We start from the raw sequence: 25,899 nt of genomic DNA on the forward strand, positions 1-25,899 counted from the left end.
TTCACTGACCGGCATTGGCCCTGGTTGCCTGGGCCGTTTATGATGGCCGCTAGCCGCCGGTTACTTCAGCAGCGCCTGAGCCTGCGCCACCACATTCTCCACGGTGAAGCCGAATTCCTTGAACAGCTGGTCCGCCGGTGCCGACTCGCCGAAGGTGGTCATGCCCACCACCGCGCCGTTCAGGCCGGTGTACTTCAGCCAGTAGTCCGCAATGCCCGCTTCAATCGCCACCCGCGCCGTTACCGCCGCCGGCAGCACCGCTTCGCGGTAGGCCGCATCCTGCTTGTCGAACGCGTCGGTTGACGGCATCGACACCACGCGCGCCTTGCGGCCCGCTGCGGTCAGCTGACCCGCCGCCTCGACCGCCAGCTCCACTTCCGAGCCGGTGGCAATCAGGATAACGTCCGGCGTGCCGTCGCAGTCCTGCAGCACGTAGGCGCCGCGATACACGTTCGCCAGCTGCTCTGCGCTGCGCGGCTGCTGCGCCAGGTTCTGACGCGAGAAAATCAGCGCCGTCGGGCCGTCGTTGCGCTCGATGGCGTACTGCCAGGCAATCGCCGACTCCACCTGGTCGCACGGACGCCAGGTGCTCATGTTCGGCGTGACGCGCAGGCTGGCCAGCTGCTCCACCGGCTGGTGGGTCGGACCGTCTTCGCCCAGACCGATGGAGTCGTGGGTGTAGACGAACACGTTGCGCTGCTTCATCAGCGCCGCCATGCGCACCGCGTTACGCGCGTATTCCACAAACATCAGGAAGGTCGCCGAGTACGGCAGGAAGCCGCCGTGCAGCGCGATGCCGTTGGTGATGGCGGTCATGCCGAACTCGCGCACGCCGTAGTGGATGTAGTTGCCCGCCGGGTCTTCGTTCAGCGGTTTGGAGCCGGACCACATGGTCAGGTTGCTCGGCGCCAGGTCGGCGGAGCCGCCGAGGAATTCCGGCAGCAGTTTGCCGAAGGCTTCCAGCGCGTTCTGCGACGCCTTGCGGCTGGCGATGTTGGCCGGGTTGGCCTGCAGCTGCTCGACGTAGGCCTTGGCCTGCGCCTGCCAGTCGGCCGGCAGCTCGCCGCTCATGCGGCGGGTGAACTCGGCGGCCAGTTCCGGGAAGGCCTGCGCGTAGGCGGCGAACTTGTCGTTCCAGGCGGCTTCACGCGCCTGACCGGCCTCTTTGGCGTCCCACTGGGCGTAGATGTCCTGCGGGATTTCAAACGGCGGGTAGTGCCAGCCCAGCTGCTCGCGGGTGGCGGCCACTTCGGCCTCGCCCAGCGGCGCGCCGTGGGAATCGTGGGTGCCGGCCTTGTTCGGCGAGCCGAAGCCGATAACGGTCTTGCACATCAGCAGGGACGGCTTGTCGGTGACCTTGCGGGCTTCCTCAACCGCCGCCTTGATGGCGTCGGCGTCGTGGCCGTCCACGCCGCGCACCACGTGCCAGCCGTAGGCTTCAAAGCGCTTGGCGGTGTCGTCGGTGAACCAGCCGTCGACGTGGCCGTCGATGGAGATGCCGTTGTCATCGTAGAAGGCGGTCAGCTTGCCGAGCTTGAGGGTGCCGGCCAGGGAGCAGACTTCGTGGGAGATGCCTTCCATCATGCAGCCGTCGCCCATAAAGACGTAGGTGTTGTGGTCGACAATGTCATGGCCGGGACGGTTGAACTGGGCGGCCAGGGTGCGTTCGGCGATGGCGAAGCCGACGGCGTTGGCGATGCCCTGGCCGAGAGGACCGGTGGTGGTCTCGACGCCGGCGGTGTAGCCGTACTCAGGGTGGCCCGGGGTTTTGGAGTGCAGCTGACGGAAGTTTTCCAGCTCGCGCATCGGCAGGTCGTAGCCGGTGAGATGCAGGAGGCTGTAAATCAACATGGAGCCATGGCCGTTGGAGAGGACGAAGCGGTCGCGGTCGGCCCAGTGCGGGTTGGTGGGGTTGTGGCTGAGGTAGTCGCGCCACAGGACTTCGGCGATATCGGCCATACCCATTGGGGCGCCCGGGTGACCGGATTTTGCTTTTTGTACGGCATCCATGCTGAGGGCGCGGATGGCGTTGGCAAGCTCTTTACGAGAGGACATGTTTTACTCCAAGTCGGATGAAAAAAGCAGTCAAGCTTGGCATTTTCTCAGACTCGGCATGAATCCGGCAATCCCTAATAGTAAATGAGAGCGAGTTCACAACTTATTAGCACGATTGGCCCGTTTTTCGGAATAACACTATTTTGCCGTCGAGTGTCGTACACTAGGCTGTTGCGAGCGAAATTGTTTCAGCTCAATAGTATAAATAACCTTGTTACTATCACAGGAAGATGGCTTTATGAAGATCCGTACCTCTTTGATTGCATTAGGTATTGCAACGCTGGTCAGCGGTTGCCAAAACCTCGACCCCAACACCCTGATGCAATCCGGCGCGCAGGCGTTCCAGGCGGCGACCCTGAGCAACGATGATGTCAAAGCGTTAAGTGATAAATCCTGCGTCGAAATGGACAGCAAGGCGAAAATCGCGCCGGCCAACAGCACCTACGCCAAACGTCTGAATAAAATCGCGGCGGCGCTGGGCGATAATATCGACGGCACTCCGGCCAACTACAAGGTGTACGTCACCAAAGACGTCAACGCCTGGGCGATGGCCAACGGCTGTATCCGCGTTTACAGCGGCCTGATGGACATGATGAACGACAACGAAGTGGAAGGCGTGCTGGGCCATGAGATGGGCCACGTAGCGCTGGGCCACACCCGCAAGGCGATGCAGGTGGCGTACGGCACGGTCGCGCTGCGCACCGCGGCGGCCTCGACCGGCGGCATCATCGGCTCGCTGTCGCAGTCGCAGCTGGCGGATATCGGCGAGAAGCTGGTCAGCGCCCAGTTCTCCCAGAAGCAGGAGAGCGAAGCGGACGACTACTCGTTCGATCTGCTGAAGAAGCGCGGCATCAACCCGAACGGGCTGGTCACCAGCTTCGAAAAACTGGCCAAGATGGAAGCCGGACGTCAGAGCAGCATGTTTGACGATCACCCGTCTTCCGAAGCGCGCGCGCAGCATATCCGCGATCGCATCGCCGCCGAAGGCAAGTAATCGTACTATTGACGGGGGCTGCGGCCCCCGTTCACGACCAAGATTACTCGCTGTCGCTCAAGAGATTATTCACCGCAAACCCTTTCAACTCTTTTACCTTCGCAATACTTTTCTCCGGCGATGAAGACTCTATCTTGCGCGGATCGTTAATCCGCACCCTGCCGTTTTCATCGATCAGAAACTGCAAATCATCGATATGCAAATTGTGGCTTTTTAACTGCTTAATAATATCGTTGCAGTCCTGTTCCACGTTTTTATTGAAACCTTTCTCCTCGGGTAATTCCTGTTTACCCTGGGTGATATCAGCAGCATCAATGGCCTGACGAATAAACTCTTTACTCAGGCCAAACTGCCCGTTATGGGAAACCAATCCATGCACGTCCACCACCGGGAACCCCAATTCTTTCAGCTTATGGGTGGCAGCCTGCTCGTTTTGCGCGACCTGTTCGGCGGACTGTACCCCTGTGGTACCGGGACGGAACAAACAAACACAGTGATTGGCGTTTTGCAGCGAGTGGAACACATCCTTTTGGCTGCCTTCGCCGATCTTCTGCCCTAAGGCGGCGACCTCGGTAAATTGTGCGCCGGCGGCGGCAGTGGCGGACAGCGCGGCGTTACGCGCCGCGCTGGTGGTATTGGAAACGTTAAGCATGGTTATCTCCTTAAACGATAGCGTTAGTCATCACACTGGCGTTAAGTGGACAAAAATGCGCAGCGGTTCCCGGAGGCGTTCACCCCATGCGTATCACGCCAACAGGGACGGCAGACCGTCCCCGGCGCTTACTCAGTACAGCGTCTTTTGCGGCGGCCCGGCAAAGGTTAACGGCCCGACCTGTTTCATATCCACTTCCACCACCGACGGCCCCGGGTAGTTGATCGCCTCCGCCAGCACCCCGCCGAACTGTGCGGCGCTGTCTATCTTCCAGGCCTTCAGCCCCATCGCCTCCGCCACCTGGGCGAATGCCGGAGTGTGCAGCTCGTTGTAATACTGACGGCCGGCGAAGTACTTGTCCTGAATACCGCGCATCACGCCGTAGCCGCCGTCGTTCATGATCAGCAGCGTGATATTGGCCTGCTCCTGCGCCATGGTCGCCAGCTCCCCCAGCCCCAGCGCCAGCCCGCCGTCACCCACCAGCCCCACCACCTTACGCTGCGGGTTGGCGATCGCCGTGCCGATCGCCATCGGCAGCCCCATACCGATGGCGCCGGCCAGCGAGTGGATATTGCACCGCGGCGCCAGCGCGCGGAACAGTCGGCTGCCCCACACGCTGCCGGAAACGGTGATATCGCGCACCAGCAGACCGTCATCCGGCAGGGCGGCGGCGATGGCGTCGCTGAGCTTGGCATATTCGCCGGACTGCTCGCGCAGCGCCTGTTCCGCCTGCTGCACCGCGGCGGCAATGTCGGCGTCCCACTCGGCATCGACCTTCTCACCCGGCGTAAAGCGCGCCGCCAGCGCCGTCAGCAGCGCGCCGCAGTCGCCGTTTACCTGCTCATCCGCCAGATAGTTGCGGTTGGCCGCCGCCGGGTCGATATCTATCTGCACCAGCGGGCGCGGCAGCGGCAGCGTCCAGGTGCGGGTTTCGTTGCTGCGCAGGCGTGAACCGGCCACCAGCGTCAGGTCGCAGCGGTTCAGGATCTGCTCCACGCTCGGCGAGTTATGAAAAGCACGCAGGCTGCGCGGATGGCTGTCCGGCAGAATGCCGCGGCCGTGGGTGCTGGACATCACCGCCACGCCGGCGTCCGCCAGCCGCTGCACCGCCGCCGCGCAGCCCAGCGCACCGCCGCCCAGCCACAGCAGCGGCCGTTTGGCGGCCTTCAGACGCAGGTACAAACGCTCCACCGCCGCCGCATCCGCCGCCGGCAAGGCCGGTGGCGCAACGGCCGGCGTCAGCACCGCGCTGGAGACCAGGCTGCTCTGGATATCAATCGGGATCTCTACCGCCACCGGGCCGCAGGGTGCGGTCTGCGCCTCCTGAATCGCCCGCTGGATCACCGCCACCGCCTGCTCGGCGCTGTTGACCCGATAGGCGCGTTTTGCACAGGCGCGCAGGAAGCCCATCTGATCTTTGGTTTCGTGAATAAAACCGGCGTCGGCATCCAGATACGCCTTTTCCACCTGGCCGGTGATGTGCAGCAGCGGCGTATTGGCGTTCAGCGCTTCAATCATCGCCCCCACCGCGTTGCCCGCGCCGGCGCCGGTGCTGGTCAGCGCCACCCCGAGGCCGGAAAAACGGCCGTGGGCGTCGGCCATCGTCACCGCGCCCGCCTCGCCGCGCGCCGGCACAAAGCGGATTGCCCCGCGCTGCCCGACGGCATCGGCGATCGGCAAATTATGAATCGAGATGATGCCGTACATCGCCGACACCGCGTATTGCTCCAGAGTCCGGGCTATCGCCTCACCAACCGTTATTTTATCGCTCATCATCTGCCTTCTTATCATATTAATGCGTAGGGATAGGTCGCGCGCCGCGCTCAGTCGCTCCAGCGGTTTACCTGATGGGTCAGCGCCAGATACAGGCTTTTCTGTTGCATATAGGCCTTGATGCCGTGCAGCCCTTTTTCCCGTCCCAGGCCGCTTTGCTTAACGCCGCCGAACGGCGTGGAAATCGAGAATGTCTTGTAGGTGTTGACCCAGACGGTGCCGGTCTCCAGCTGCTCCGCCAGCGCCATGGCGCGCGGGAAATCGCGGCTCCAGATGCCGGCAGCCAGGCCGTAGACCGAATCGTTGGCCATGGCGATCAGCTGCTGTTCATCGTCGAACGGCATCGCCACCAGCACCGGCCCGAAGATCTCCTCCTGGCAGACCCGCGCGTCGTTGCTCAATCCGTCGATAATGGTCGGCAGGTAATAGCTGCCGTCCGCCAGCTGCGGATCCGCCGGCGCTTCGCCGCCGATCAGCACCCGGCCGCCCTCCTGACGCGCCAGCGCCACGTACGCCGCCACGCTCTGTCGATGTTTGTCATTTATCAGCGGCCCCATATGCACGCCCGGCTGCCGCGGATCGCCAAGGCGCAGCCCGCCCGCCAGCTCACACAGGCGCGTCAACAGCGGCTGATACAGCGAACGGTGCACAAACAGCCGGGAGCCGGCGATGCACGCCTGGCCGGCCGAGCTGAAAATGCCGTAGCAGATGCCGCGCGCCGCCTGCTCCAGATCGGCGTCCTCCAGCACGATGGTCGGCGACTTGCCCCCCAGCTCCAGCGACGTGGGGATCAGCTTCTCGGCGGCGATATGCGCCAGATGGCGACCGGTGCCGGTGCCGCCGGTAAAGGAAATCTTTTTCACCAGCGGGTGGCGCGCCAACGCTTCGCCAATCACCGAGCCTTTGCCCGGCAGCACGCTGAGCAAGCCGGCGGGCAGCCCCGCCTGTTCAAACAGCTCCGCCAGCTTCAGCGCCATCAGCGGCGTGGCCTCCGCCGGCTTCAGGATCACCGCGTTGCCGGCCGCCAGCGCCGGCGCCACCTTTTGCATTTCGCTGGCGATCGGCGAGTTCCACGGCGTAATGGCGGCGATCACCCCCAGCGGCTGGTACTGGCTCAGCGTCATCACTTCACTATTGCGCTGGGTGGGCAGTTCCCCTTCCAGCACTTCGCAGGCGGCGGCGAAATAGCGCGCGGTGGCCGCCGCGCTGGCCACCAGGCCGCGGGTTTCCGCCAGCGGCTTGCCGTTGTCGCGCGTCTGCAGCTGCGCCAGCGTCTCCAGCTGTTGATTAATCAGATCGCTGACGCGATATAACACCGCCGCGCGCTGATGCGGCACCAGTCCGCACCACTGCGGGTCGCGCCAGGCGCGCTCCGCCGCCTCGACCGCCTCATTAACGTCGTTCACGTCGGCGGCGCGCAGTTCGGCGTTCAGCGAACCGTCGGCCGGAAAGGTGGAGCGCATCGGCTCGCCGCGCCCTTCACACCAGCGCCCGGCCAGAAAAATCTTTTGTATCGCCATACTGTTATTCCCCTTTATGCCGTCAGTTCGCCGTCCAGCAGACGGCGGCAGGCCTGCACCGCACTCAGCGCCGCCAGCGTCGAGGTTTTCGGGTTGCTGGCCAGCGGCGTGCCGCTTAATTCAATCTGAAATTCGCCGAAGGCGCCCTGCGCCTGCAGCCGGTGCGTATTGCGCCGGGTATGCGGATCCACCTGCAGGCGCACCCGCGTCTCATCCATCCCCAGCCCGTGCAGCGCAATGGTGGCCGCCACGTTGGCGTTGGCCGGGAACAGCCTGGCCGCTTCACGCGCGCTGCCTTCGAAGAACACCTGCGCCTCGCTGACCGCATCAAGGTCGATCAGGGTTTCCGCCGGGCTGCCGCGCCAGCTGGCCGGGCTTTTGCTGGCCTGATAGGTGACGCAGCTCAGCCCGCCTTCCCGCGCCGACGCCAGCCCGTCCATGCCCGCCACCGCGCCGGACAGCACCCAGACGCGGCCGTGATGGTCGCGGCTGGCCTGCTGAATGCGCTGCTGCAGCCCGGCGTCCGCCAGCGCGCCGGTGGAAATCACCGCCAGCGTCCAGCCGCGCTGCACCACCGCTTCGCCAAATTCGGCGACCGCCTGCTGGCTGGCGCACTCCAGCACCAGATCGGGCCGGCCGTCGCAGTCGCGCGGATCGCTCAGCGCCTGCACCCGGCCGCCGAACGCGGCGGCAATCGCCGCATGATGCGGCTCGCGCGCCACGATCCAGCCGGGTTCTACCCCTTCCGGCAGGCGGGACAACACTTCCTTCGCCATCGCGCCGTAGCCAATCATCATGATTTTCTTCATCAGTTCTGCTCCCGGCTTACAGATGGCGGTTGAAGCCGCCGGACACATCCAGCGCCGCGCCGGTGGTGAACGACGCCATCGGCGAGGCCAGAAACAGCAGCGCGCGCGCCGGCTCCTGCGGCTTGCCCAGCCGTTTCATCGGGATGCCGCGCCGCTCGGCAATCGCCGCCGTCCAGGATTCCCAGCTTTGCTCACGGTCGCTGCGCTCGGCAAAGCGGCGTCGCCACTGGCCCGACTCCACCATCCCCAACAGGATGGAGTTCACGCGGATGCCCTTGTCCACCAGCTCTTTCGACAGCGTCAGCGTCATATTGAGCAGCGCAGCGCGCGCCGCCGAGGTGGCGATCATGTGCTCTTCCGGCTGCAGCGCCAGCAGCGAGTTGACGCAGGTAATCGAGGCGATATCCGAGCGCTCCAGCGCCGGCAGAAACGCCTGCAGCGGGTTAATCACGCCAAACAGTTTCAGTTCGGCCTCGTGCAGCCAGGCCGTGCGCGGCGTCTGCTCAAAATGGGCGACGTACCCCTGCCCGGCGTTATTGATCAGCATATCCACGCCGCCGAAGCGCGCCTCGACCTGTCCGGCAAACTGCGCCACCTGCTCGGGATCCAGCACGTCGCAGCGCTGCGCCAGGATCTGCGCCTGCGGAAACTCGGCCTGCAGCTGCGCCAGCGCGCCGTCAAGCTTGTCCTGGCTGCGGCCGCAGAACGCCACCCTGGCCCCTTCCGCCAGCAGCAGCCGCAGGGTTTCAAAACCGATGCCCGACGAGCCGCCGGTCACCACCGCCACCCGGTTTTCAATCTGGAAATTCATGGTTGAATTGCTCCCGTAAAGTCCCGCACAAGGCGGTTAAAGCTCGCCGGCGCGTCAAGATAGCTGGCGTGCCCGGCGGCGGCGATCAGGTGCAGCGGCGCATCCTGCCGCGCGGCCAGCGCCTCTGCCGCCGCCGGCGGCGTAATGGCGTCCTGTTCGCCGCACCACACCTGCAGCGGGCCGCGATAGCGCGCCAGATAGCCGTTGATATCGTCGTTGGCCAGCATCCAGGCGGCGCTGAGGAAACCGTCCGGATGCAGCTGCTGCATGCCGCGGCGCACCCAGGCGATATCCTGCGGGTCGGCGTCGGCGCGCAGCAGTGCCGCAGCGCGCTGTTCCCCGTAGCCCTGCGGTCCCAGCGTGTGCATCATCTGCCGGCGCTGTTCGAACACCTGGCGGCGCTTCTGCGCATCGGCCGTTGCATAGCCCTGCGCCGGGTCAGCCAGCGCCAGACCGCAGAGGCCGTCAGGACAGGCTGCGGCATAGGCGCTGCCCATCAGCGCGCCGAGTGAATGCCCCACCAGCAGCGGCTGATGCAGGCCCAGATGGCTGACCAGCGCCGCCAGCGCGCCGGCGTAATCGGCGGCCAACGGTTCGGCGCTCGCCAGCGCGTCGCTGGCGCCGTAGCCCGGCGCATCCCAGGCGATCAGCCGGTGGCCGTCCAGCAATTGCGCGTCGGCAAACTGCTTCAGCCACGAGGCGGAACCGGAGCTGATGCCGTGCAGCAGCAGCACCGGCCGCCCCTGACCGGCCTCGCGCCAGCTCAGCCGCTGGCCGCCGCAGACCGCCTGTTGGCGTTCCGGCAGCGTATTCATCCGTTGCGCTTCACGCTGGACAGCGGGTGATCCGCCGGATAGGTCGGGATCTCCGGCTTGGCGGTGCCGAGCATCACGCACATCAGCGCCTCTTCCTCGCCGTGGTTGAACAGCCCGCGGTAAATACCCGCCGGCACCGAAATCAGGTCGCGCTCCTTCAGCACCGTCTCGTAATACTCCTCGCCGTCCTGAATCATCAGCGTGATGGTGCCTTTCAGCATAAAGAACACCTCCTCCACGTCGTTATGCAGGTGCAGCGGCCCTTCGCACTTCGACGGCAGCACCATGGTGGAGAAGGTGAAGTTGCCGGCCGGCACGGTATTGGTGTCGCTCGCCACGCCGGTGGCGCCGGTGCCGATGTAGCGCATCTGCGCGCGGCGGTATTTCGGATCGAAATCCGCCTGAAACTTCAGCGCGTTCCAGTCATACTTGCGGCCTTCAAAACGGGCGATGCGTGATTCCACCCAGTCCGCCATCGCGATATCCTGCGGCTTGACGCCGGCTTTGTTGTCAACCTGAGACATGGTTTTCACTCCTCAATTGATTTGGCAAACTCAGTATTTCTTCAGCAGCGGCAGCAAAATGATGCAGCCGACGAAGGCCGTCACCACCAAAAACAGCAGGCCGCTGTCCATATTGCCGCTGGCGGCGATCAGCGCCCCCATCAGCACCGGCGCCAGCGCGCCGGCAAAATTCCCCAGGCCGTTGAAAATGCCGCCGGCGGTGGCGCTCACCTGGCTGCTGGTGGCCTTGGCCAGCAGGGCAAAGATGTTGGGCGCCCCGGCGCCCCACATAAAGGTGCTGAGCGCCATGGCGGCAATCACGCTGTAGGTGCCCGACAGCTGCAGCACCGCCGCCAGCCCCACGCCGGCCCCCGCCAGCGACAGGAAGCAGGCCAGCGCGCGGCGGTCGAGCTTGTCCGACAGCCAGGCCCCCAGCACTTCCCCCAGCAGCATGGCGATAAACGGCAGCGAGGAGAGGTAGCCGGCGTGTTCCAGATGGATGCCTTTCCCCTCGATCAGATAGCTCGGCAGCCAGCCGTTCATGCCCCACAGGTAGGTCAGAAACGCGATATTAAACAGGCAGATCATCCAGAAGTGCGGGCTGCGCAGCAGCTGTTGCCGGTGCTGTTTGCGCTCGGCCGGCGTGGTCTGGTTCCCCTGCGCCGTCCGCTGCACCTTCAGATGACGCAGGCCGAACAGCACCAGCAGCATCACCGGCAGCGTCAGCAACGCCATAAAGAAGAAGGTCGCCTGCCAGTGAAAGGTGTTGAGAATAAACAGCGTCACCGGGAAGCCCAGCGCCGCGCCGAGCGGCGTGCCCAGCAGCCACAGCATGGTGGCCCGCGCCTGCAGGCGCTGCGGGAACGCCTGGCGGATAATGGCGTAGGCCATCGGCAGCAGCGGCCCTTCGGCAATGCCGAGCAGAATGCGCAGCGTCATCATGGTGTGATACGAGCGGGTAAAGCCCATCATCACCATCAGCACCGCCCAGACCACCATCATGCCGATCAGCACCCGCACCGGGTTCAGCCGGTCGCCGATGCCGCTCAGCAGCATCGAGGAGAAGCCGTAGGAAAACAGAAAGGCGCTCATCAGCAGCCCGAGACGCGTCGGGTCAAAGCTGATGCCCAGCGCCTGCTGGAAACCGGCGTCGGAAAACAGCGCCGCAATGCTGATCTTGTCGAAAAACGCCAGCAGTACGCAGGCAAACAGCGCGATAGGCACCGACCAGCGCACCCGTTGCGGCTGATTTTCGACAACGGCCTCCCCCACCCGGCCGTCGCGGGCGTCGATGTGTTGCAGAGTCATGAAACGCTCCCGTCGCTTGGGCGTTATCCTCTGGCGCTTACAGGCGCTGCCTGCAAGCCGCCGGGATTACTTCAACGCCATCAGAGAAAATTCCGCATCCGCCAGCTGCGCCGGATCCAGTACCCGTCCGCTGGCCAGCCAGCGCTTACCCAGTTTGATGGCGCGCGCGTCGTTAAACGCCACCATCTGCACCAGCTGCCGGTCAGCATTCAGGGTGAAAAATACCTGCGACTGCGGCGTGCGCCGCGTCACCTGATGCACGCCGCCGATCGGCACGCCGAGGATCTGGATATTGGCGTCATATTGATCCGACCACAGCCAGGCGACGTCGTCGTAGGCCGGCGCGTCGGCATCAAGCATCGCGCCGGCGGTGCTGATGGCCTGATTCTGCGCGTAGGCCCAGGACTGCAGACACAGCCCCAGCGTCGGATGGCGCGCCACGTCGCCGGCGGCGAAGATCGCCGGATGGCTGGTGCGTCCCTGGCCGTCGACCACGATGCCGCCGCCGTCCAGCTGCAGCCCGGCGCTGTGCGCCAGCGCCAGATTCAGCTCTACGCCGATGCCGACCATCACCAGATCGAACGGCTGCGCCGCGCTGACGGCGCTGGCGATCCACGCCTCATCGCCGCGCGTTTCCAGGCGGATATCGCCGCAGTCGCAGTGCAGCGTCACGCCCTGCTGCTGATGCAGCGCCAGCAGCGCCTGTGACACCGCCGCGCCGACGCTGCGCATGCACAGCGCGGGCTGGCGTTCAAACACCGTCACCTCGACGCCGAGCCTGCGCGCCGACGCGGCAATCTCTAGCCCGATCCAGCCGCCGCCGACAATCGCCAGCCGGCGGCTGCGCAACAGCCCCTGACGCAGGCGCGCGGCATCGTCCCAGGAGCGCAGGGTCATCACCTGCGGGCAGTCGGCCCAGCTGGCGTCCGGCAGGCGCGGCCGGCCGCCGGTGGCCAGCAGCAGCTGGTCAAAATGCAGCTGCCGCCCGTCGCTGAGCTGCAGCGTTTGAGCCGCGGCGTCCACGCGCTCGGCGCGCAGCGGGCGATACCAGTCAATCTCCAGCGCCGCCACCGTCTCGGCGCTGAACAGGCGGCTGAGCGGCGCCTTATCGTCCAGCAGCGCCGCCTTGGAGAGCGGCGGGCGCTCATAAAAATCGTAGGGTTCATCGCTCACCACCGACAGGGTGCCGTCGTAGCCGCGGTCGCGCAGCGTTTTCGCCGCCCAGCCGCCGGCCTGACCGCCGCCGACGATAACGATGCCTGCGGAAATCGGTTGACTCATAGCGCCTCCGCCGGTTTATGCTGGCGGCGGGTGTCGTGGTCGATGCCGCCCTCCACCGCCCATTCGGTAAACGACACCAGCGAATGCTCCAGCTCGCGCGGCTGCCAGTTCTCCGTCAGGAAATCGTCATTGGTGTAGTACTCGAACGCGCCGCCGGTCGGGCTGTTGACGTACCAGAAGTAGGCCGAGGAGATCGGATGGCGGCCGGGGCCGATAAAGGTGCTCCACTGTTCTTTATTCATCGCCAGACCGCCGCCGATCACTTCATGAATATCGCGCACGGTGAACGCCACGTGGTTCAGCCCGCGCGGGCGGTTCGGCAGCTTTAGCAGGAACAGGTTATGGTGGCCGCCGCGCGCCTGGGTGCGCAGGAACACCGCGCGATCGATATAGCGATCGGACACCTGAAATCCCAGCGCCTCGCGGTAAAAGCGTTCGGTGGCCGCCAGGTCGTCGACAAAGAACACCACGTGGCCGATATTGATCGGCTGCGCCTGTTCATAGACCGGGCTGGGCTGGTCGATGCGGCGCACGTCGCCCCACTGATTGATCGGCGTGACCGGCAGCGTCACCTCGCGCTGACGGCTGACCACAAAGCGCAGCGTCATGCCGTTGGGATCGCGGCACTCCAGCGTCTCGCCCAGACGCTGAAAGCCCGGCGCCTGCGCCAGCCGCGTTGCCAGTTCCGCCAGCTCCGCCGGGCCGGCCACGCCCCAGGTCATGCGGCGCAGGGTCGAGCCGCCTTCGAACGCCGGCGGCAGCTCATCGTCGTCCAGCGGACGCAGCTGCACGCCGGCGCCGCTCAGGGTGGTAAATGCCGACGGCCGATCCGCCGCCGCCTGCAGGCCGAAGTCCCGCATAAATTTCTCGCACTTTGGCAGATCTTCAACGCCAAATTCCAGCTGTTCGATGCCAATCACGCTCATTGTTTGTGCCTCACGTTCTCTGAAACGCCTGTTTCAGGCATGATCGTTCCCCGACGCCCGTTTTCAGGCGCCTCACGCGGTCGCTAAACCTTGCCGTTGGGAAAACCCGTGGGCGGGCATCGGCCCGCCGCACATGAAAATAGTGCTAGCCGACCTCGGCTCGCGGCGGCGCGCCAAGGAAGTCGGAAATCTTCCCGGCGGCGTCGCGCACCTCCATCCGCAGCCGCTCGCGATCCTCGGCCGGGATCTGATCGAACGGCACCATAATGCTGACCACCGCCTCCACCTGCAGATCGCGGTTAAAGATCGGGTAGACGATCGAGGAAATGCCGTGGCGGAAAAACGATTCGCCGATCACATAGCCGCGCGCCTTATCCTGCTGCACCATCTGCCACAGCGCCTCGCGGTCAGCCGGCGTGCCCGGCCCGCTGCCCGGCAGGCTCTGCTGCGGATAGAGACCTTCGAATTCCTCGCGCGTGGTGCGGGTCAGCAGCATGCGTCCCAGCGAGGTCTGATGCACCGGCAGGCGCGTGCCGACGCTGACCTGATTGATCTGCGAACCGGCGGCGCTGACGCGGGCGATATAGATCACATCGCGTCCGTCACGGATCGCCAGGTGGCTGCTGCACTGGCTGCGATCGCGCAGCTGCTCGATCACCGGCTGCCCGACCTGCGCCACGTCCAGCGAGGCGATATACTCAAACCCCAGCCGCAGCACCTTGATGCCCAGCGAGAAGGTGTTGGTGCGCGGGTTGCGCTCCAGAAAGCCCAGATGCTCCAGCGTCTGCACCACCCGGTAGGCGGTCGCCTTCGGCATGGCGACCAGACGGTGCAGCTCCGCAAAGGTCATCTCCTTGTGCTGCTCGCCAAACGCCAGCAGCAGCTGCAGACCGCGATCCAGTCCGGGGATCAGATATTTACACGTTTGTTCATCCGCCATGCTCTGTTCCTTCTTCTCGCCGTCGGGCGGTCAGTTGAATACGAAACCGCCGTTCACCGGCAGCAGTTGACCGGTGACGAAGTTCGCCAGCGGCGACAGCAGATACAGCACGCTGCCGGTCACATCATCCGGGTGTTGCGCTCCGCTCAGCGCCCGCCCCTGCTCGTACAGCTGGTGGCGCTCCGCCGGTACATATTCGGTGGCCTCCACCCGCGTCAGGCCCGGTGCGATGGCGTTGACGCAGATGTTCTGTTCGCCCAGCTCGCGCGCCATCGAACGCGTCATCGCAATCAGCGCCCCCTTGCTGGCCACGTAGGCCATCAGGCGCGGCGCGCCCCACAGCGCGGTGTCGGACGCCACGTTGACGATCTTGGCGTGCGGCCGCTGCGCCAGCAGCGGCACTGCCGCCTGGCTGACCAGCCAGGTGCCGCGCACGTTGACCTGCATCACGCGGTCCCACAGCTCGATATCGTATTCCATCATGGTTTTGCCGCCGACGCCGGTCGCCAGCGCGGCGTTATTCACCAGACCGTCGATCGCGCCGCCTGCGCCAATGGCGCTGAAGGCGTTGCGAATCGAGTCCGGCGACGCCAGATCGATGGTCTGCGTTTCAACCTGCACGCCCTGCTCGCGCAGCGCTGCCGCCGCGCTCTGCAGCTCGTCCGCCAGGATGTCGCACATCACCACCCGGCCGCCGGCCTCGGCGATCGCCGCGGCGAAGCTGCGGCCAAGGCCGCGCGCCGCGCCGGTGACCACGATGCGTTTGTCCGCCAGCAGGCCGCTCACTGCGCCGCCTCCAGCTCGCTCAGCATCGCCAACTGTTTTTGCGCCTCTTTTTGCATCATGCGGCGCAGGCGCGACAGCCCGACGTCGTGCTGGTAGAGGTATTCGCGGCTGCGGGCGTTCGGCGCCATGTTCTCCAGCACGATGCGATCCTGCTCAAGCACGTCCCAGTGCAGCGCCTCCAGACGGTTGCGGTACATAAAGCGCCACAGATCGCGCTGCCAGTCCTTCACCTTGCGGATACGCCAGAAGAATACCCGGCAGTGATCCTTGTCTTCCGGCACCACCATGCCGATGATCCAGAAGTGGCCGCCCGGCCCGAAGCGCTGTTTGTACGGGATCGACAGGCGCATCCAGTAGGCGCCGCTGTTGCCGAACTCCACCCAGTCGAAGTTGACGCCGATCTGGCCGTTTTTCTTGAAGATAAAGCCGCTGTCGGTCGGCTCCAGGGCCATATCCGCCTTGCGGTCGCCTTCCGCCATCGAGTGCGACGAAGAGTGCAGATAGGTGCCGTGCATCGGGTCCATCACGTTTTCCAACGCATACTGATAATTGCAGTCCCAGCTGGCGGTGCACAGGAAGTTGCTGTAAGCCGCTTCATCGGCCAGCTCCTGCGGGAAGATCAGTTCCGGCGGCGCTTCGTCGGCGGTGACGCCGAAGTAGAGGAACACCGCGCCGTGAGCCTCCTGCGCCGGATAGGAACGCAGGCATTTCTGCCCCACCAGCGGGCAGCGGTCCACCGCCGGCACGTCTTTCACTTCGCCGTCGCCGCCCACTTCAACGCCGTGATACCAGCAGGCGATGCGATCGCCGAGGTTCCAGCCCATCGACAGCCGCGCGCCGCGGTGCGGGCAGCGGTCTTCCAGCGCGTGGATTGCGCCCTGCGCGTCGCGCCACAGGACGATTTGCTGCTCTAGCCGGGTGATGCCGACCGGGTTGTTGCCCACTTCCCAGCTGGCCAGCACCGGATACCACATGCCGCGTAAGCCCTGGTCAAGGTAGTTCTGTAAAGTCTGCGCGGAGGATGTTGTGTTTGCTGTCATTGTCTTCTCCCAGTGCTGCTCAGAAACCGTTAACGTGAAGGAATTCGCGGAACGCCGCTTCGTTCCACGGCTGGCCGTTGCGATCGAACAGCCGGCGCTGATTCAGCGCGCTGACGATCTGATCCAGCTCTGTGGCGCCGCCGTCGAAGATCTCCTCCAGCGCGGCGACCAGCGCGGTTTCAAAGCCGTCCGGCACGCGGGCGCGCGTCTGCCAGATCACATTCTGATAGTGGCCCGGCTGATGGATCTGCCCGTTGCCGCCCTCGCGCGCCGGGATCACCTGCTGGGTGTCCGGCAGCCACGGGTTGAAATCGGTAATGTGTTGCATCAATTACTCCTCCTCGATGACGGTGATCTGGATTTGGTTGTCAATCACGCGGGTGGCAAAGGTTTGCAGATCGCGGCCGCCCGGTTCGCGCAGGCACTGGCCGGTGCGTACGTCGAACAGCGCTTCATGCAGCGGGCACTCCACTTTGCCGTCGTCGACAAACCCCTGGCTGAGCAAGGCGTAGGCGTGCGGGCAGACATCTTCCAGCGCGTAATATTGCCCGTCGATCAGATACACCCCGATCTCTTTGCCGTCTACCGTCGCCGAGTAAGGGAAATCTTCTTTAACCTGAGACACTTCGCACACGTTCTTCCAGCTCATTGCTAAAACCCTCTATCTCTTTGTTTCATATATGAAACTCAGTTTCTTATTTAATACGCCCACTATAAAACTGGCGAATGTTTCGTCAAGGGAGCAAGGCGACAATTGTTAATAAAAGGTTGTTTAAAGATTACAAATGCGGAGGAGATCACGAAAAAATGCACCGATATGAAAATACGATGGTATTTATGCATTACATCGTGAATTTATATGCAAAAACGCGTTGATTTTTGCATGACAAGCGGCGTAAAAGTTTTCTCTCGCCGTGAGAGGCGTGTTTATCGAAACAATAATTTAACATTCAGGTCCATAATCCCGCCTTCAGGCCCGGCGAACGCCCGTTCGCCCGCCGTACAGGTTTATCACCGTGTTAAGGAGTGCTTTGTGAATGCTCGTCAGCGCTGGTACGGCGTGTTCGCCCTGCTGTTTTTGATCGTGATCGCCTATATCGACCGGGTAAATATCGCCGTGATGGTGGTCAACCCGGCGTTTTTGCACCACTTCGGCCTCGGGGAGAGCCGGCTGCAGCAGGGCACGCTGATGACCGCCTTTCTGCTCGGCTACGGCCTGGCGGCGCTGCTGCTGACGCCGTTTCTGGAAACGCTGATGGGCTACCGCCGCGCGCTGACGCTCAGCGTGCTGCTGTGGGCGCTGCTGACCGCCGCCTCGCCGCTGGCGGGCAGTGTCCTGTGGCTGCTGCTGGTGCGCGCCCTGCTCGGCGTCAGCGAAGGGCCGCTGTTTTCGCTGAAAACCATGTATATCAGCGACCACTTTGCCGCCAATGAGCTGGGCAAGCCCAACGCCGTCAGCGCGCTCGGCGTCTCGCTCGGGCTGGCGATCGGCTTTCCGCTGATCGGCTTTCTGATGGCCCACTTCGGCTGGGCGATGTCGTTTTATTTACTGGCGGGTTTCAATCTGCTGGCCGGGCTGTGGCTGATCCGCGCGTTTATCCGTCCGGCGCACAACACGCCGCCGCCGCGTGACGCATCGCCGGTGCTGGCGCGCGTCTGGCGCACCTTCAGCGACGCCTGGCATACGCCGATGCTCGGCTGGATTATGCTGGTGGAGATCGCCACCCTCAGCTATCTGTGGGGCTCCAGCGCCTGGCTGCCGGCCTACCTGATCGATGAAAAAGGCTTTTCGCTGAAGCAGATGGGAGCCATGGCGTCGCTGCCGTTTATCGTCAGCATCGGGGCGAAATACCTCGGCGGTGCGCTGCTCGACCGGATGCGTCCGCAGCAGGCGCCGCTGATCTTCGTCATCGGCGGCGGCGCCACCGCGCTGTGCGTTGCCGGGCTGATGAACAGCGGCCAGACCGGCTGGATCGCCTTTTTCCTGCTGGCGGCCAACGCCTGCTGGGGCCTGCAGGGCGCGGCGATCCCGACGCTGCTGCAGCACTACGCCAGGCCGCAGGCGGTCGGCAGCGCCTATGGCATTATCAACGGAATCGGCAATCTGTTTTCCGCCTTTATTCCGCTGCTGATGGGATGGGTGATGGCCGCTCAGGGCACGGTGTCGTCCGGGTTTGCGGTGCTGATCGCCTCACAGCTGGTCACGCTGCTGGCGGGCGGCGTGCTGCTGGGCAAAATGCGCCAGGCCCGGGCGCTGCTGCAGCGCCCGTAAGCAACGAAGCCGCGGATCTTAAAGGCGTTTCCTCTAATCGCGCAGCCGTTCATCCCGGCGGCCGACGATAAAGGGCGGACGCCTCCAGACGGCTGAAAGTAGCGGCTACGCCGCCGGATGGATTTGCCGGCAGCGCAGCACTGCCGTTAACGCCCTTTCTTTTTACGGCCCGGCTGGGTGAACCGCTTGCGCCCGACCGGCGCTTCGGCGGGTTTACTGGCTTTTTTAGCCTTGTTGACCGCCGGCTTTCGGCTCGCCGGTTTGGCTTCCGACGAGGAATCCTCAATCAGTTTGAACAACGCGATCAGTTCGTCATCCGTCAATTCCCGCCAGTCTCCCAGCGGTAAGCCGGCCAGCCCGACGTTCATAATGCGGGTGCGCTCCAGCTTGGTGACCTCATAGCCAAAATGTTCACACATACGACGGATCTGGCGGTTTAACCCCTGCACCAGCACGATGCGAAACACCGAGGCGGAGACTTTCTTCACCTTGCATTTTTTGGTCACCGTACCCAGCATCGGTACGCCCGCCGCTAAACCGCGGATAAATTCATCGGTGACCGGTTTATTGACCGTCACCAGATACTCTTTTTCGTGCTCGTTACCGGCCCGCAGGATCTTGTTCACCAGATCGCCGTGGTTAGTCAGGAATATCAGCCCCTGCGAGTCTTTATCTAATCGCCCGATCGGGAAAATACGCGTACTGTGATTCACAAAATCGGTAATGTTGTCTTTTTCGCCGCTTTCCGTGGTGCAGACAATGCCTACCGGTTTGTTCAGCGCAATGAAGACCAGGTTGTCTTCGCTACGCGGTTCGATGAGCTGGCCGTTAACCTTGACCACGTCTCCCGGAAATACCCGATCGCCCAGCGCCACACGCTTGCCATTAATAAAAACATTACCTTGTTCGATATAACGATCGGCATCGCGACGCGAGCAGATCCCGCTTTCGCTAATATATTTGTTCAGACGTACAGAGGGTTTGGCCAGCATATCTGTCTCCATAAAAACCCCGGCCTCTGGCAAGGCCGGGGTTTACACAACTCTCGCTTACGCCTGCTTTTTCGCCGCTTGCAGGTACAGCATTTCCAGCGCCAGCGTCGCCGCGGCCAGCGCGGTGATTTCCGACCGATCGTAGGCCGGCGCCACTTCCACCACGTCCATGCCGACGATGTTCAGCGTCTGCATGCCGCGCAGCAGCTTCAGCGCGCGATCGGAGGTCAGACCGCCGATCACCGGCGTGCCGGTGCCGGGCGCAAAGGCCGGATCCAGGCAGTCGATGTCGAAGGTCAGGTATACCGGCATATCGCCGACGATCTGTTTGATCTGGGTCAGCAGATCGTCCACGCCGCGATCGTTCACCTGCGCCGCATCCAGCACGGTAAAGCCGTTATCATGGTCGAATTCGGTGCGGATGCCGATCTGCACCGAGTGATGCGGATCGATCAGGCCTTCGTTCGGCGCATGATAGAACATGGTGCCGTGGTCAAACTTGCTGCCGTTGGCGTAGGTGTCGGTGTGCGCATCAAAGTGCACCAGCGCCATCTTGCCAAAGTGCTTGGCGTGCGCGCGCAGCAGCGGCAGCGTGACAAAATGGTCGCCGCCGAAGGAGAGCATGCGCTTGCCGGCCTGCAGCAGTTTCTCGGCGTGAGCCTGCAGCTTATCGCTCATATCCTGCGCATCGCCGAAGTTGAACACGATATCGCCGCAGTCAACGACGTTCAGCCGGTCACGCAGGTCAAAACTCCACGGCCAGCGGTTGCCTTCCCAGGCCAGGTTGGTGGACACCTGGCGGATCGCCGCCGGCCCGTGACGCCCGCCGGCGCGGCCGGAGGTCGCCATATCGAAGGGAATGCCGGTGATCACCCACTCCGCATCGCTGTCATACGGCATAAAATTCAGCGGAAAGCGCAGGAAACCAAAGGCATTGGACACTAAAGAAGTATCGGACTGATGACCTAAGGTGCTCATAGTAAATCCTCATCGTTCAACATTTCGCCCGCGGCGCAACGTCACAGGCCCAACAAAAAAAAATCCCTTCCGCGTCGTTAGCCCGACGAGGAAGGGATTTATTTAAACGTTCTTTTCAGCGCTGCTGATGGCCTGAATTATCGCCTGATTTGCCTCAGGCTTCAAGTCGGCGCGGATGACGCCATCCGCGCCGCAGCATTACTCGTCTTCCAGATAAGTATAACCGTACAGGCCGGCTTCGAACTCTTCCAGGAACTGCGCCTGCAGCGCATTGTCCAGGTCGGTCTCTTTCACCTGATCGCGGAATTTGGCCAGCAGCGCCGTCGGGTCCAGCTGCACATACTGCAGCATATCGGCCACGGTATCGCCGTCGTCGGACTGCTCGGTTTCAATGGTGCCGTCCGGGAAGATATACACGTCAACCGAGGCGGTGTCGCCGAACAGGTTGTGCATATTCCCCAGGATTTCCTGATAGGCGCCGACCATAAAGAAGCCCAGCACCGGCGGGTTCTCCGGATCGTACGGCGGCATCGGCATGGTGGTCGCCACGCCGTCGCCGTCAACGTAATGATCGATGGTGCCGTCCGAATCGCAGGTGATGTCCAACAGCACCGCACGCCCTTCCGGCGGCTGATCCAGCCCCTCCAGCGGCAGCACCGGGAACAGCTGGTCGATCCCCCAGGCGTCCGGCATCGACTGGAACAGCGAGAAGTTGACGTAGAACTTGTCCGCCATCCGCTCCTGCAGCTCATCGATAATCGGCCGGTGGGCGCGGTTGCTCGGGTCGAGCTGCTGCTGGATCTTGTTGCAGATGTTCAGATACAGCTGCTCCGCCCAGGCGCGCTTGGTCAGATCCAGCATGCCGTGCGCGTATTGGGTGTGTACGTCGTGCAGGTCCATCTGGCTGTCGTGCAGCCATTCGCGCAGCGAGCGGCGGTTTTCCGGCTCGTTCATCTCCTGCCAGGTTTCCCACATGCTTTCCAGCGCGCGCGGCGCGTCCGCCACCGGCGGCTCCGGCTCGCTGAATTCGTTGCGTTCCACGCCGATCACGTTGGACACCAGCACCGTATGGTGCGCGGTGACCGCGCGGCCGGATTCGGTGATCACCGTCGGGTGCGGCAGGCCGTGCTCATTACAGGCATCGCCGATGCCCCAGATCACGTTATTGGCGTATTCGTTCAGGCCATAGTTGACCGAGCAGTCGGACTGCGAACGGGTGCCTTCGTAATCGACCCCCAGGCCGCCGCCCACGTCGAAGCACTGGATATTGACGCCCAGTTTGTGCAGTTCAACGTAAAAACGCGCCGACTCGCGCACGCCGGTGGCGATATCGCGGATGTTGGCCAGCTGCGACCCGAGGTGGAAGTGCAGCAGCTGCAGGCTGTCCAGACGCCCCGCCTCGCGCAGGGTTTCCACCAGCTTCAGCACCTGCACCGCCGCCAGGCCGAACTTGGACTTTTCGCCGCCGCTGGACTGCCATTTGCCGGAGCCCTGGGAGGCCAGACGCGCACGCACCCCCAGGCGCGGCACCACGTTCAGGCGTTCCGCCTCTTCCAGCACCAGATTGATTTCCGACATCTTCTCGATCACCAGGTACACCTTGTGCCCCAGTTTTTCGCCGATCAGCGCCAGACGAATATATTCACGGTCTTTATAACCGTTACAGACAATCACCGAACGGGTCATGCCGGCATGCGCCAGCACCGCCATCAGCTCCGCCTTGGAGCCGGCTTCCAGCCCCAGCGGTTCGCCGGAGTTGACCAGCGATTCGATCACGCGCCGGTGCTGGTTGACCTTGATCGGATACACTAGGAAATAGCCGCCCTGATAGCCGAACGACTCGCGCGCCCGTTTAAAGGCGGCGTTAATCGAACGCAGGCGATGCTGCAGGATCTGCGGGAAGCAGAACAGCGCCGGCAGGCGCTGCCCCTCTTTCTGACGCTCTTTTACCAGTTCAGCAAGATCGACGCGCGCACCGGGAACGTCCGGGTCCGGGCACACGCTGATATGGCCGCGCTCATTGACGTCATAATAGTTATTGCCCCAATAGGCGACGTTATAGGTACGCAGCATCTTGCTGGCGTTACGATCATTCATGGCAACCTCCTGCATGGAGCGCAAAGAAACTGGTTCACCCGCTGCTGACGCGCGGTTATTTAGTCGATCATCAGACATTAATTTGCCTCACTTCCCGTTCTGACGACGTAGTCAGCCACTATCGCAGCTACATCCCGCGAGAACAACCCAGCCTGGCGCGGCGGCGGCATATCGGCCGGCCGTTCGCGTCCGGCGATCGGTTGGTTAACGCTATAATTGTAAGACACCCTGTTCAAACCTCGTGAATCAGGCCAAGAAACATCCCACAGGAAGGCTGCAGGCTACCCTTGTTCAGTGCTTCAGACGAGCGAAATACCAGCCGGCCCGGCGCAGCCTGACGGCAACGTCGGTCAGGCGGGTTTAGCCGGCCCGAGAATCCTGAGTAGCGCCCAGGTGTTTATCACACCGGGTAGGTGATATAGAGAAAAGACGGGAGATAACTGAAGAATTGGTGCCGGACTGGCACTGCTGTCGGGAACCAACAGCCGGTAGACAACGGATCATTAATCCAACCACCTCCACGCGCGTCGTTCCGCAGAACGACCAGACCTCTAAATAGTAGTGTAAGAACGTGACCGTTCTATGAAGCGGCAGCGTCCGTCGGGACGCCTGCAGCGGATTCACAGACCTTTACAACTTCTGTCGCCGTATTGGCCAGCAAATGAGCCGTGCGCGCAGTTTATACCGATAACCCGGGCAAAATGCAAAATGAAAATTTGCCGCAAACTGTTTCAAGCGATGAAAATGGCGTCAGTGCGGCGGCGGAAAAGTGATAAACGACAAAAAAATACTGGCAATCCGGCTAAAGCATAACCTAAAATAGACGTCCAGATGTTAATCCATCTATATACCTGATGAACGTCAACGGGCTGCCAACGACGCCGCCTGAGTGGAAGACGAAGGGATATACTGGTTAACCGAAAAAACTGCTTAACGGCTTTGCCTGAGGGGCGTTGCAGGATGCATCTCGCGCCATCAGCGGAAGACCCTTCGCTTCGATGCCCGGATCTCCAGCGCTGTGCAGTAATTTCCACCCGTCTTATGCAAGGTAAAGAATACAATGGCTAAACACCTCTTCACGTCTGAATCCGTTTCCGAAGGACATCCTGATAAAATTGCCGACCAGATCTCCGATGCCGTACTCGACGCCATCCTGGAGCAGGATCCGAAAGCCCGCGTTGCCTGTGAAACCTACGTGAAAACCGGCATGGTGTTAGTTGGCGGTGAAATCACCACCAGCGCCTGGGTCGATATCGAAGAGATCACCCGCAACACCGTACGCGACATCGGCTACGTGCACTCCGATATGGGCTTCGACGCCAACTCCTGCGCGGTGCTGAGCGCGATTGGCAAACAGTCGCCGGATATCAATCAGGGCGTGGACCGCACCGATCCGCTGGAACAGGGTGCTGGCGATCAGGGCCTGATGTTTGGCTATGCTACCAACGAAACCGACGTGCTGATGCCGGCGCCGGTTACCTATGCGCACCGTCTGGTGCAGCGCCAGTCCGAAGTGCGTAAAAACGGCACCCTGCCGTGGCTGCGTCCGGATGCGAAAAGCCAGGTTACCTTCCAGTATGACGACGGTAAAATCGTCGGCATCGACGCGGTGGTGCTGTCCACCCAGCACTCTGAAGAGATCGCGCAAAAAGATCTGCAAGAAGCGGTGATGGAAGAGATCATCAAGCCGGTTCTGCCTGCCGAGTGGCTGAGCGCCGGCACCAAGTACCACATCAACCCGACCGGCCGTTTCGTTATCGGCGGCCCGATGGGCGACTGCGGCCTGACCGGACGTAAAATCATCGTTGATACCTACGGCGGCATGGCGCGCCACGGCGGCGGCGCTTTCTCCGGTAAGGATCCGTCCAAAGTTGACCGTTCCGCCGCTTACGCCGCACGCTACGTGGCGAAAAACATCGTTGCCGCCGGCCTGGCCGACCGCTGCGAAATCCAGGTTTCCTACGCCATCGGCGTGGCGGAGCCGACCTCCATCATGGTGGAAACCTTCGGTACCGAGAAAGTGCCGACCGAGCAGCTGACCCTGCTGGTGCGCGAGTTCTTTGACCTGCGTCCGTACGGCCTGATTCAGATGATGGATCTGCTCAAGCCTATCTACCGCGAAACCGCAGCCTACGGCCACTTCGGCCGTGAACACTTCCCGTGGGAAGCGACCGACAAGGCCGCCCTGCTGCGCGACGCCGCCGGCCTGAAATAAATCAGCGCCAAACAGCAAGGCCGGGCATCATGCCCGGCCTTTCAGACTGCTGACAAAGCCTGTTATTAGGGAGAGCGTGGCGATGGGGTCGTAGCGGCGTAAGCCGCCAGAGTGCCCCTCGTTACGCTAGGCCCGAGTATCTCGGACTCTCAGACCACTTTGTTATCAACCTCAAAGGCCGGGCATCATGCCCGGCCTTTTTTTATCCTGCCATCGTCCCTTACGCCGATTTCGTCCGGCTGCTGGCGTAGATAAAGCCCAGCGCAATCGCCAGACAGACAATCGCCCCCAGCCGGCTGGCGGAGAAGCCCATGGCGGCATTGCCCAGCCAGCCGAAGTTGTCGATCAGCATGCTCATCGTCAGCTGGCCGAAAATCACCGCCACCGTCGCTACCGCCGTGCCGATGCGCTGCACCGCCAACACCATAATCACAATGTAAGGCACGCCGAACAGCGCGCCCAGCAGCTGCCATTTCGGCACATCCAGCAGGCTGACCGCCTGCTTGGGTTCAAAGAAGAAAATCAGCAGCGCGGTAATCAACGCGCCGACGGAAAAGGTCAGAAAGGCGCTGCGGAACACGCCCACCTTGCTGCCCAGCTGGCCGTTGATCGCCGCCTGAATGCTCAGCATCGCGCCGCCGACCACCGCCAGCAGAATCATCAATATCGTCATGTCGTCCCCCTTAACCCTGTGCGACCAGCGCCAGCGCGGCGATGATGAAAACCAGCGCGAGAAGGCGTCTGGCGTCTATTTTGCGGTGCGGCGTCCCCAGCAGGCCGAAGTGGTCGATAATCAGGCTTTTGAAAACCTGCCCGGCCAGAACGCCGATCATGGTCAGCGCAACGCCGATAGCGGGCGTCGCCACGGTCAGGATCACCACATAAACCGGCCCCAGCACGCCGCCCAGCAGTTGCCAGCCCGGCTGGGCAAAAAACGACGGGCTGTTGCGCGGGCTGAAAAACAGCATCAGCAGAAACGTCAGCGCGGCGCCGACGCCAAAGATGCTGAAAGTCGCCCACAGATCGCCGACCTCGCCGCCCAGCGGCCCCAGCAGGCCCGCCTCCACCGACAGGCCCATCCCGCCCGCGATAACCAGTAAAATCAGTAAAAGTTGCATAGCAAATGCTCTCC

24 protein-coding genes are annotated in these 25,899 nt (G+C 62.8%); 3 read left to right on the forward strand and 21 right to left on the reverse strand.

The annotated features are described in order from the left end of the window. Positions 1–60: 60 nt before the first annotated feature. On the reverse strand, positions 61–2,055 hold the full coding sequence (tkt, locus tag D781_RS17695; RefSeq protein WP_015673700.1) for a transketolase: 1,995 nt from the start codon (positions 2,053–2,055) through the stop codon (positions 61–63). A 238-nt stretch (positions 2,056–2,293) separates the two neighbouring features. Here tkt and D781_RS17700 point away from each other — a divergent pair, with 238 nt between their 5' ends. Beyond that, positions 2,294–3,049, forward strand: a complete 756-nt coding sequence (locus D781_RS17700; protein ID WP_015673701.1) for a M48 family metallopeptidase — start codon at positions 2,294–2,296, stop codon at positions 3,047–3,049. A gap of 43 nt (positions 3,050–3,092) precedes the next feature. On the opposite strand, the gene hopBF1 is transcribed toward D781_RS17700, so the two are convergent. The 15 genes from hopBF1 to D781_RS17775 form a co-directional block, all read right to left on the reverse strand. Next, complete coding sequence (gene hopBF1, locus D781_RS17705; protein ID WP_015673702.1) at positions 3,093–3,701, reverse strand: T3SS effector protein kinase HopBF1; 609 nt, start codon at positions 3,699–3,701, stop codon at positions 3,093–3,095. A 132-nt stretch (positions 3,702–3,833) separates the two neighbouring features. Beyond that, entirely contained in the window at positions 3,834–5,474 is a 1,641-nt protein-coding gene (locus D781_RS17710; RefSeq protein ID WP_015673703.1) for a thiamine pyrophosphate-binding protein, read from the reverse strand. A 50-nt stretch (positions 5,475–5,524) separates the two neighbouring features. Continuing rightward, positions 5,525–6,994, reverse strand: a complete 1,470-nt coding sequence (locus tag D781_RS17715) for an aldehyde dehydrogenase (protein WP_015673704.1) — start codon at positions 6,992–6,994, stop codon at positions 5,525–5,527. Positions 6,995–7,008: 14 nt separating this feature from the next. Further along, positions 7,009–7,803: an aspartate dehydrogenase gene (locus D781_RS17720; protein ID WP_015673705.1), complete on the reverse strand. Its 795-nt coding sequence runs from the start codon at positions 7,801–7,803 to the stop codon at positions 7,009–7,011. Between the two features lie 16 nt (positions 7,804–7,819). After that, the gene (locus D781_RS17725) at positions 7,820–8,614 is read right to left on the reverse strand and encodes an SDR family oxidoreductase (RefSeq protein ID WP_015673706.1); all 795 of its coding nucleotides are present in this window, start codon (positions 8,612–8,614) and stop codon (positions 7,820–7,822) included. Then, positions 8,611–9,429, reverse strand: a complete 819-nt coding sequence (locus D781_RS17730) for an alpha/beta hydrolase (RefSeq protein WP_015673707.1) — start codon at positions 9,427–9,429, stop codon at positions 8,611–8,613. The genes D781_RS17725 and D781_RS17730 overlap by 4 nt, the downstream gene beginning before the upstream one ends. Next, complete coding sequence (locus D781_RS17735; RefSeq protein ID WP_015673708.1) at positions 9,426–9,953, reverse strand: cupin domain-containing protein; 528 nt, start codon at positions 9,951–9,953, stop codon at positions 9,426–9,428. Before D781_RS17735 ends, D781_RS17730 begins: the two co-directional genes overlap by 4 nt. 30 nt (positions 9,954–9,983) lie before the next feature. Further along, entirely contained in the window at positions 9,984–11,240 is a 1,257-nt protein-coding gene (locus D781_RS17740) for an MFS transporter (protein ID WP_015673709.1), read from the reverse strand. Positions 11,241–11,306: 66 nt separating this feature from the next. Next, positions 11,307–12,521 carry an FAD-dependent oxidoreductase gene (locus D781_RS17745; protein WP_015673710.1) on the reverse strand — a complete coding sequence of 405 codons (1,215 nt, stop codon included), beginning with the start codon at positions 12,519–12,521 and terminating at the stop codon, positions 11,307–11,309. Then, entirely contained in the window at positions 12,518–13,447 is a 930-nt protein-coding gene (locus D781_RS17750; protein ID WP_015673711.1) for a VOC family protein, read from the reverse strand. The genes D781_RS17745 and D781_RS17750 overlap by 4 nt, the downstream gene beginning before the upstream one ends. A 145-nt stretch (positions 13,448–13,592) precedes the next feature. Then, entirely contained in the window at positions 13,593–14,387 is a 795-nt protein-coding gene (locus tag D781_RS17755) for an IclR family transcriptional regulator (RefSeq protein ID WP_015673712.1), read from the reverse strand. A 30-nt stretch (positions 14,388–14,417) separates the two neighbouring features. Continuing rightward, positions 14,418–15,173, reverse strand: coding sequence for an SDR family oxidoreductase (locus D781_RS17760; RefSeq protein WP_015673713.1), 756 nt, complete (start codon positions 15,171–15,173; stop codon positions 14,418–14,420). Further along, positions 15,170–16,213 (reverse strand): aromatic ring-hydroxylating dioxygenase subunit alpha, encoded by a 1,044-nt coding sequence (locus D781_RS17765; protein WP_015673714.1) that lies wholly within the window; start codon positions 16,211–16,213, stop codon positions 15,170–15,172. The genes D781_RS17760 and D781_RS17765 overlap by 4 nt, the downstream gene beginning before the upstream one ends. Positions 16,214–16,232: 19 nt before the next feature. Further along, a complete protein-coding gene (locus D781_RS17770) occupies positions 16,233–16,541 on the reverse strand; it encodes a recombinase-like helix-turn-helix domain-containing protein (RefSeq protein WP_015673715.1) in 309 nt (102 codons plus the stop codon). A gap of 3 nt (positions 16,542–16,544) precedes the next feature. After that, complete coding sequence (locus D781_RS17775) at positions 16,545–16,862, reverse strand: non-heme iron oxygenase ferredoxin subunit (RefSeq protein ID WP_015673716.1); 318 nt, start codon at positions 16,860–16,862, stop codon at positions 16,545–16,547. A 384-nt stretch (positions 16,863–17,246) separates the two neighbouring features. Here D781_RS17775 and D781_RS17780 point away from each other — a divergent pair, with 384 nt between their 5' ends. Further along, positions 17,247–18,485 carry an MFS transporter gene (locus D781_RS17780; RefSeq protein ID WP_015673717.1) on the forward strand — a complete coding sequence of 413 codons (1,239 nt, stop codon included), beginning with the start codon at positions 17,247–17,249 and terminating at the stop codon, positions 18,483–18,485. A gap of 146 nt (positions 18,486–18,631) precedes the next feature. On the opposite strand, the gene rluF is transcribed toward D781_RS17780, so the two are convergent. The 3 genes from rluF to speA all read right to left on the reverse strand — a co-directional run bounded on the left by rluF (position 18,632) and on the right by speA (position 22,630). Beyond that, positions 18,632–19,477: a 23S rRNA pseudouridine(2604) synthase RluF gene (rluF, locus tag D781_RS17785; protein WP_015673718.1), complete on the reverse strand. Its 846-nt coding sequence runs from the start codon at positions 19,475–19,477 to the stop codon at positions 18,632–18,634. A 57-nt stretch (positions 19,478–19,534) separates the two neighbouring features. Further along, positions 19,535–20,455, reverse strand: a complete 921-nt coding sequence (gene speB / locus D781_RS17790; protein ID WP_015673719.1) for an agmatinase — start codon at positions 20,453–20,455, stop codon at positions 19,535–19,537. A gap of 198 nt (positions 20,456–20,653) precedes the next feature. Then, on the reverse strand, positions 20,654–22,630 hold the full coding sequence (speA, locus tag D781_RS17795; RefSeq protein ID WP_015673720.1) for a biosynthetic arginine decarboxylase: 1,977 nt from the start codon (positions 22,628–22,630) through the stop codon (positions 20,654–20,656). Between the two features lie 982 nt (positions 22,631–23,612). On the opposite strand from speA, the gene metK reads away from it, so the two are divergent. Beyond that, on the forward strand, positions 23,613–24,767 hold the full coding sequence (gene metK / locus D781_RS17800; protein WP_015673721.1) for a methionine adenosyltransferase: 1,155 nt from the start codon (positions 23,613–23,615) through the stop codon (positions 24,765–24,767). Between the two features lie 220 nt (positions 24,768–24,987). Here metK and D781_RS17805 read toward each other — a convergent pair whose 3' ends face one another. After that, positions 24,988–25,440: a DMT family transporter gene (locus D781_RS17805; RefSeq protein WP_015673722.1), complete on the reverse strand. Its 453-nt coding sequence runs from the start codon at positions 25,438–25,440 to the stop codon at positions 24,988–24,990. A 10-nt stretch (positions 25,441–25,450) separates the two neighbouring features. After that, on the reverse strand, positions 25,451–25,885 hold the full coding sequence (locus D781_RS17810; RefSeq protein WP_015673723.1) for a DMT family transporter: 435 nt from the start codon (positions 25,883–25,885) through the stop codon (positions 25,451–25,453). Between the last annotated feature and the right edge of the window lie 14 nt (positions 25,886–25,899).

It is taken from the genome of Serratia sp. FGI94 (assembly GCF_000330865.1).
Lineage (GTDB): Bacteria > Pseudomonadota > Gammaproteobacteria > Enterobacterales > Enterobacteriaceae > Serratia_B > Serratia_B rubidaea.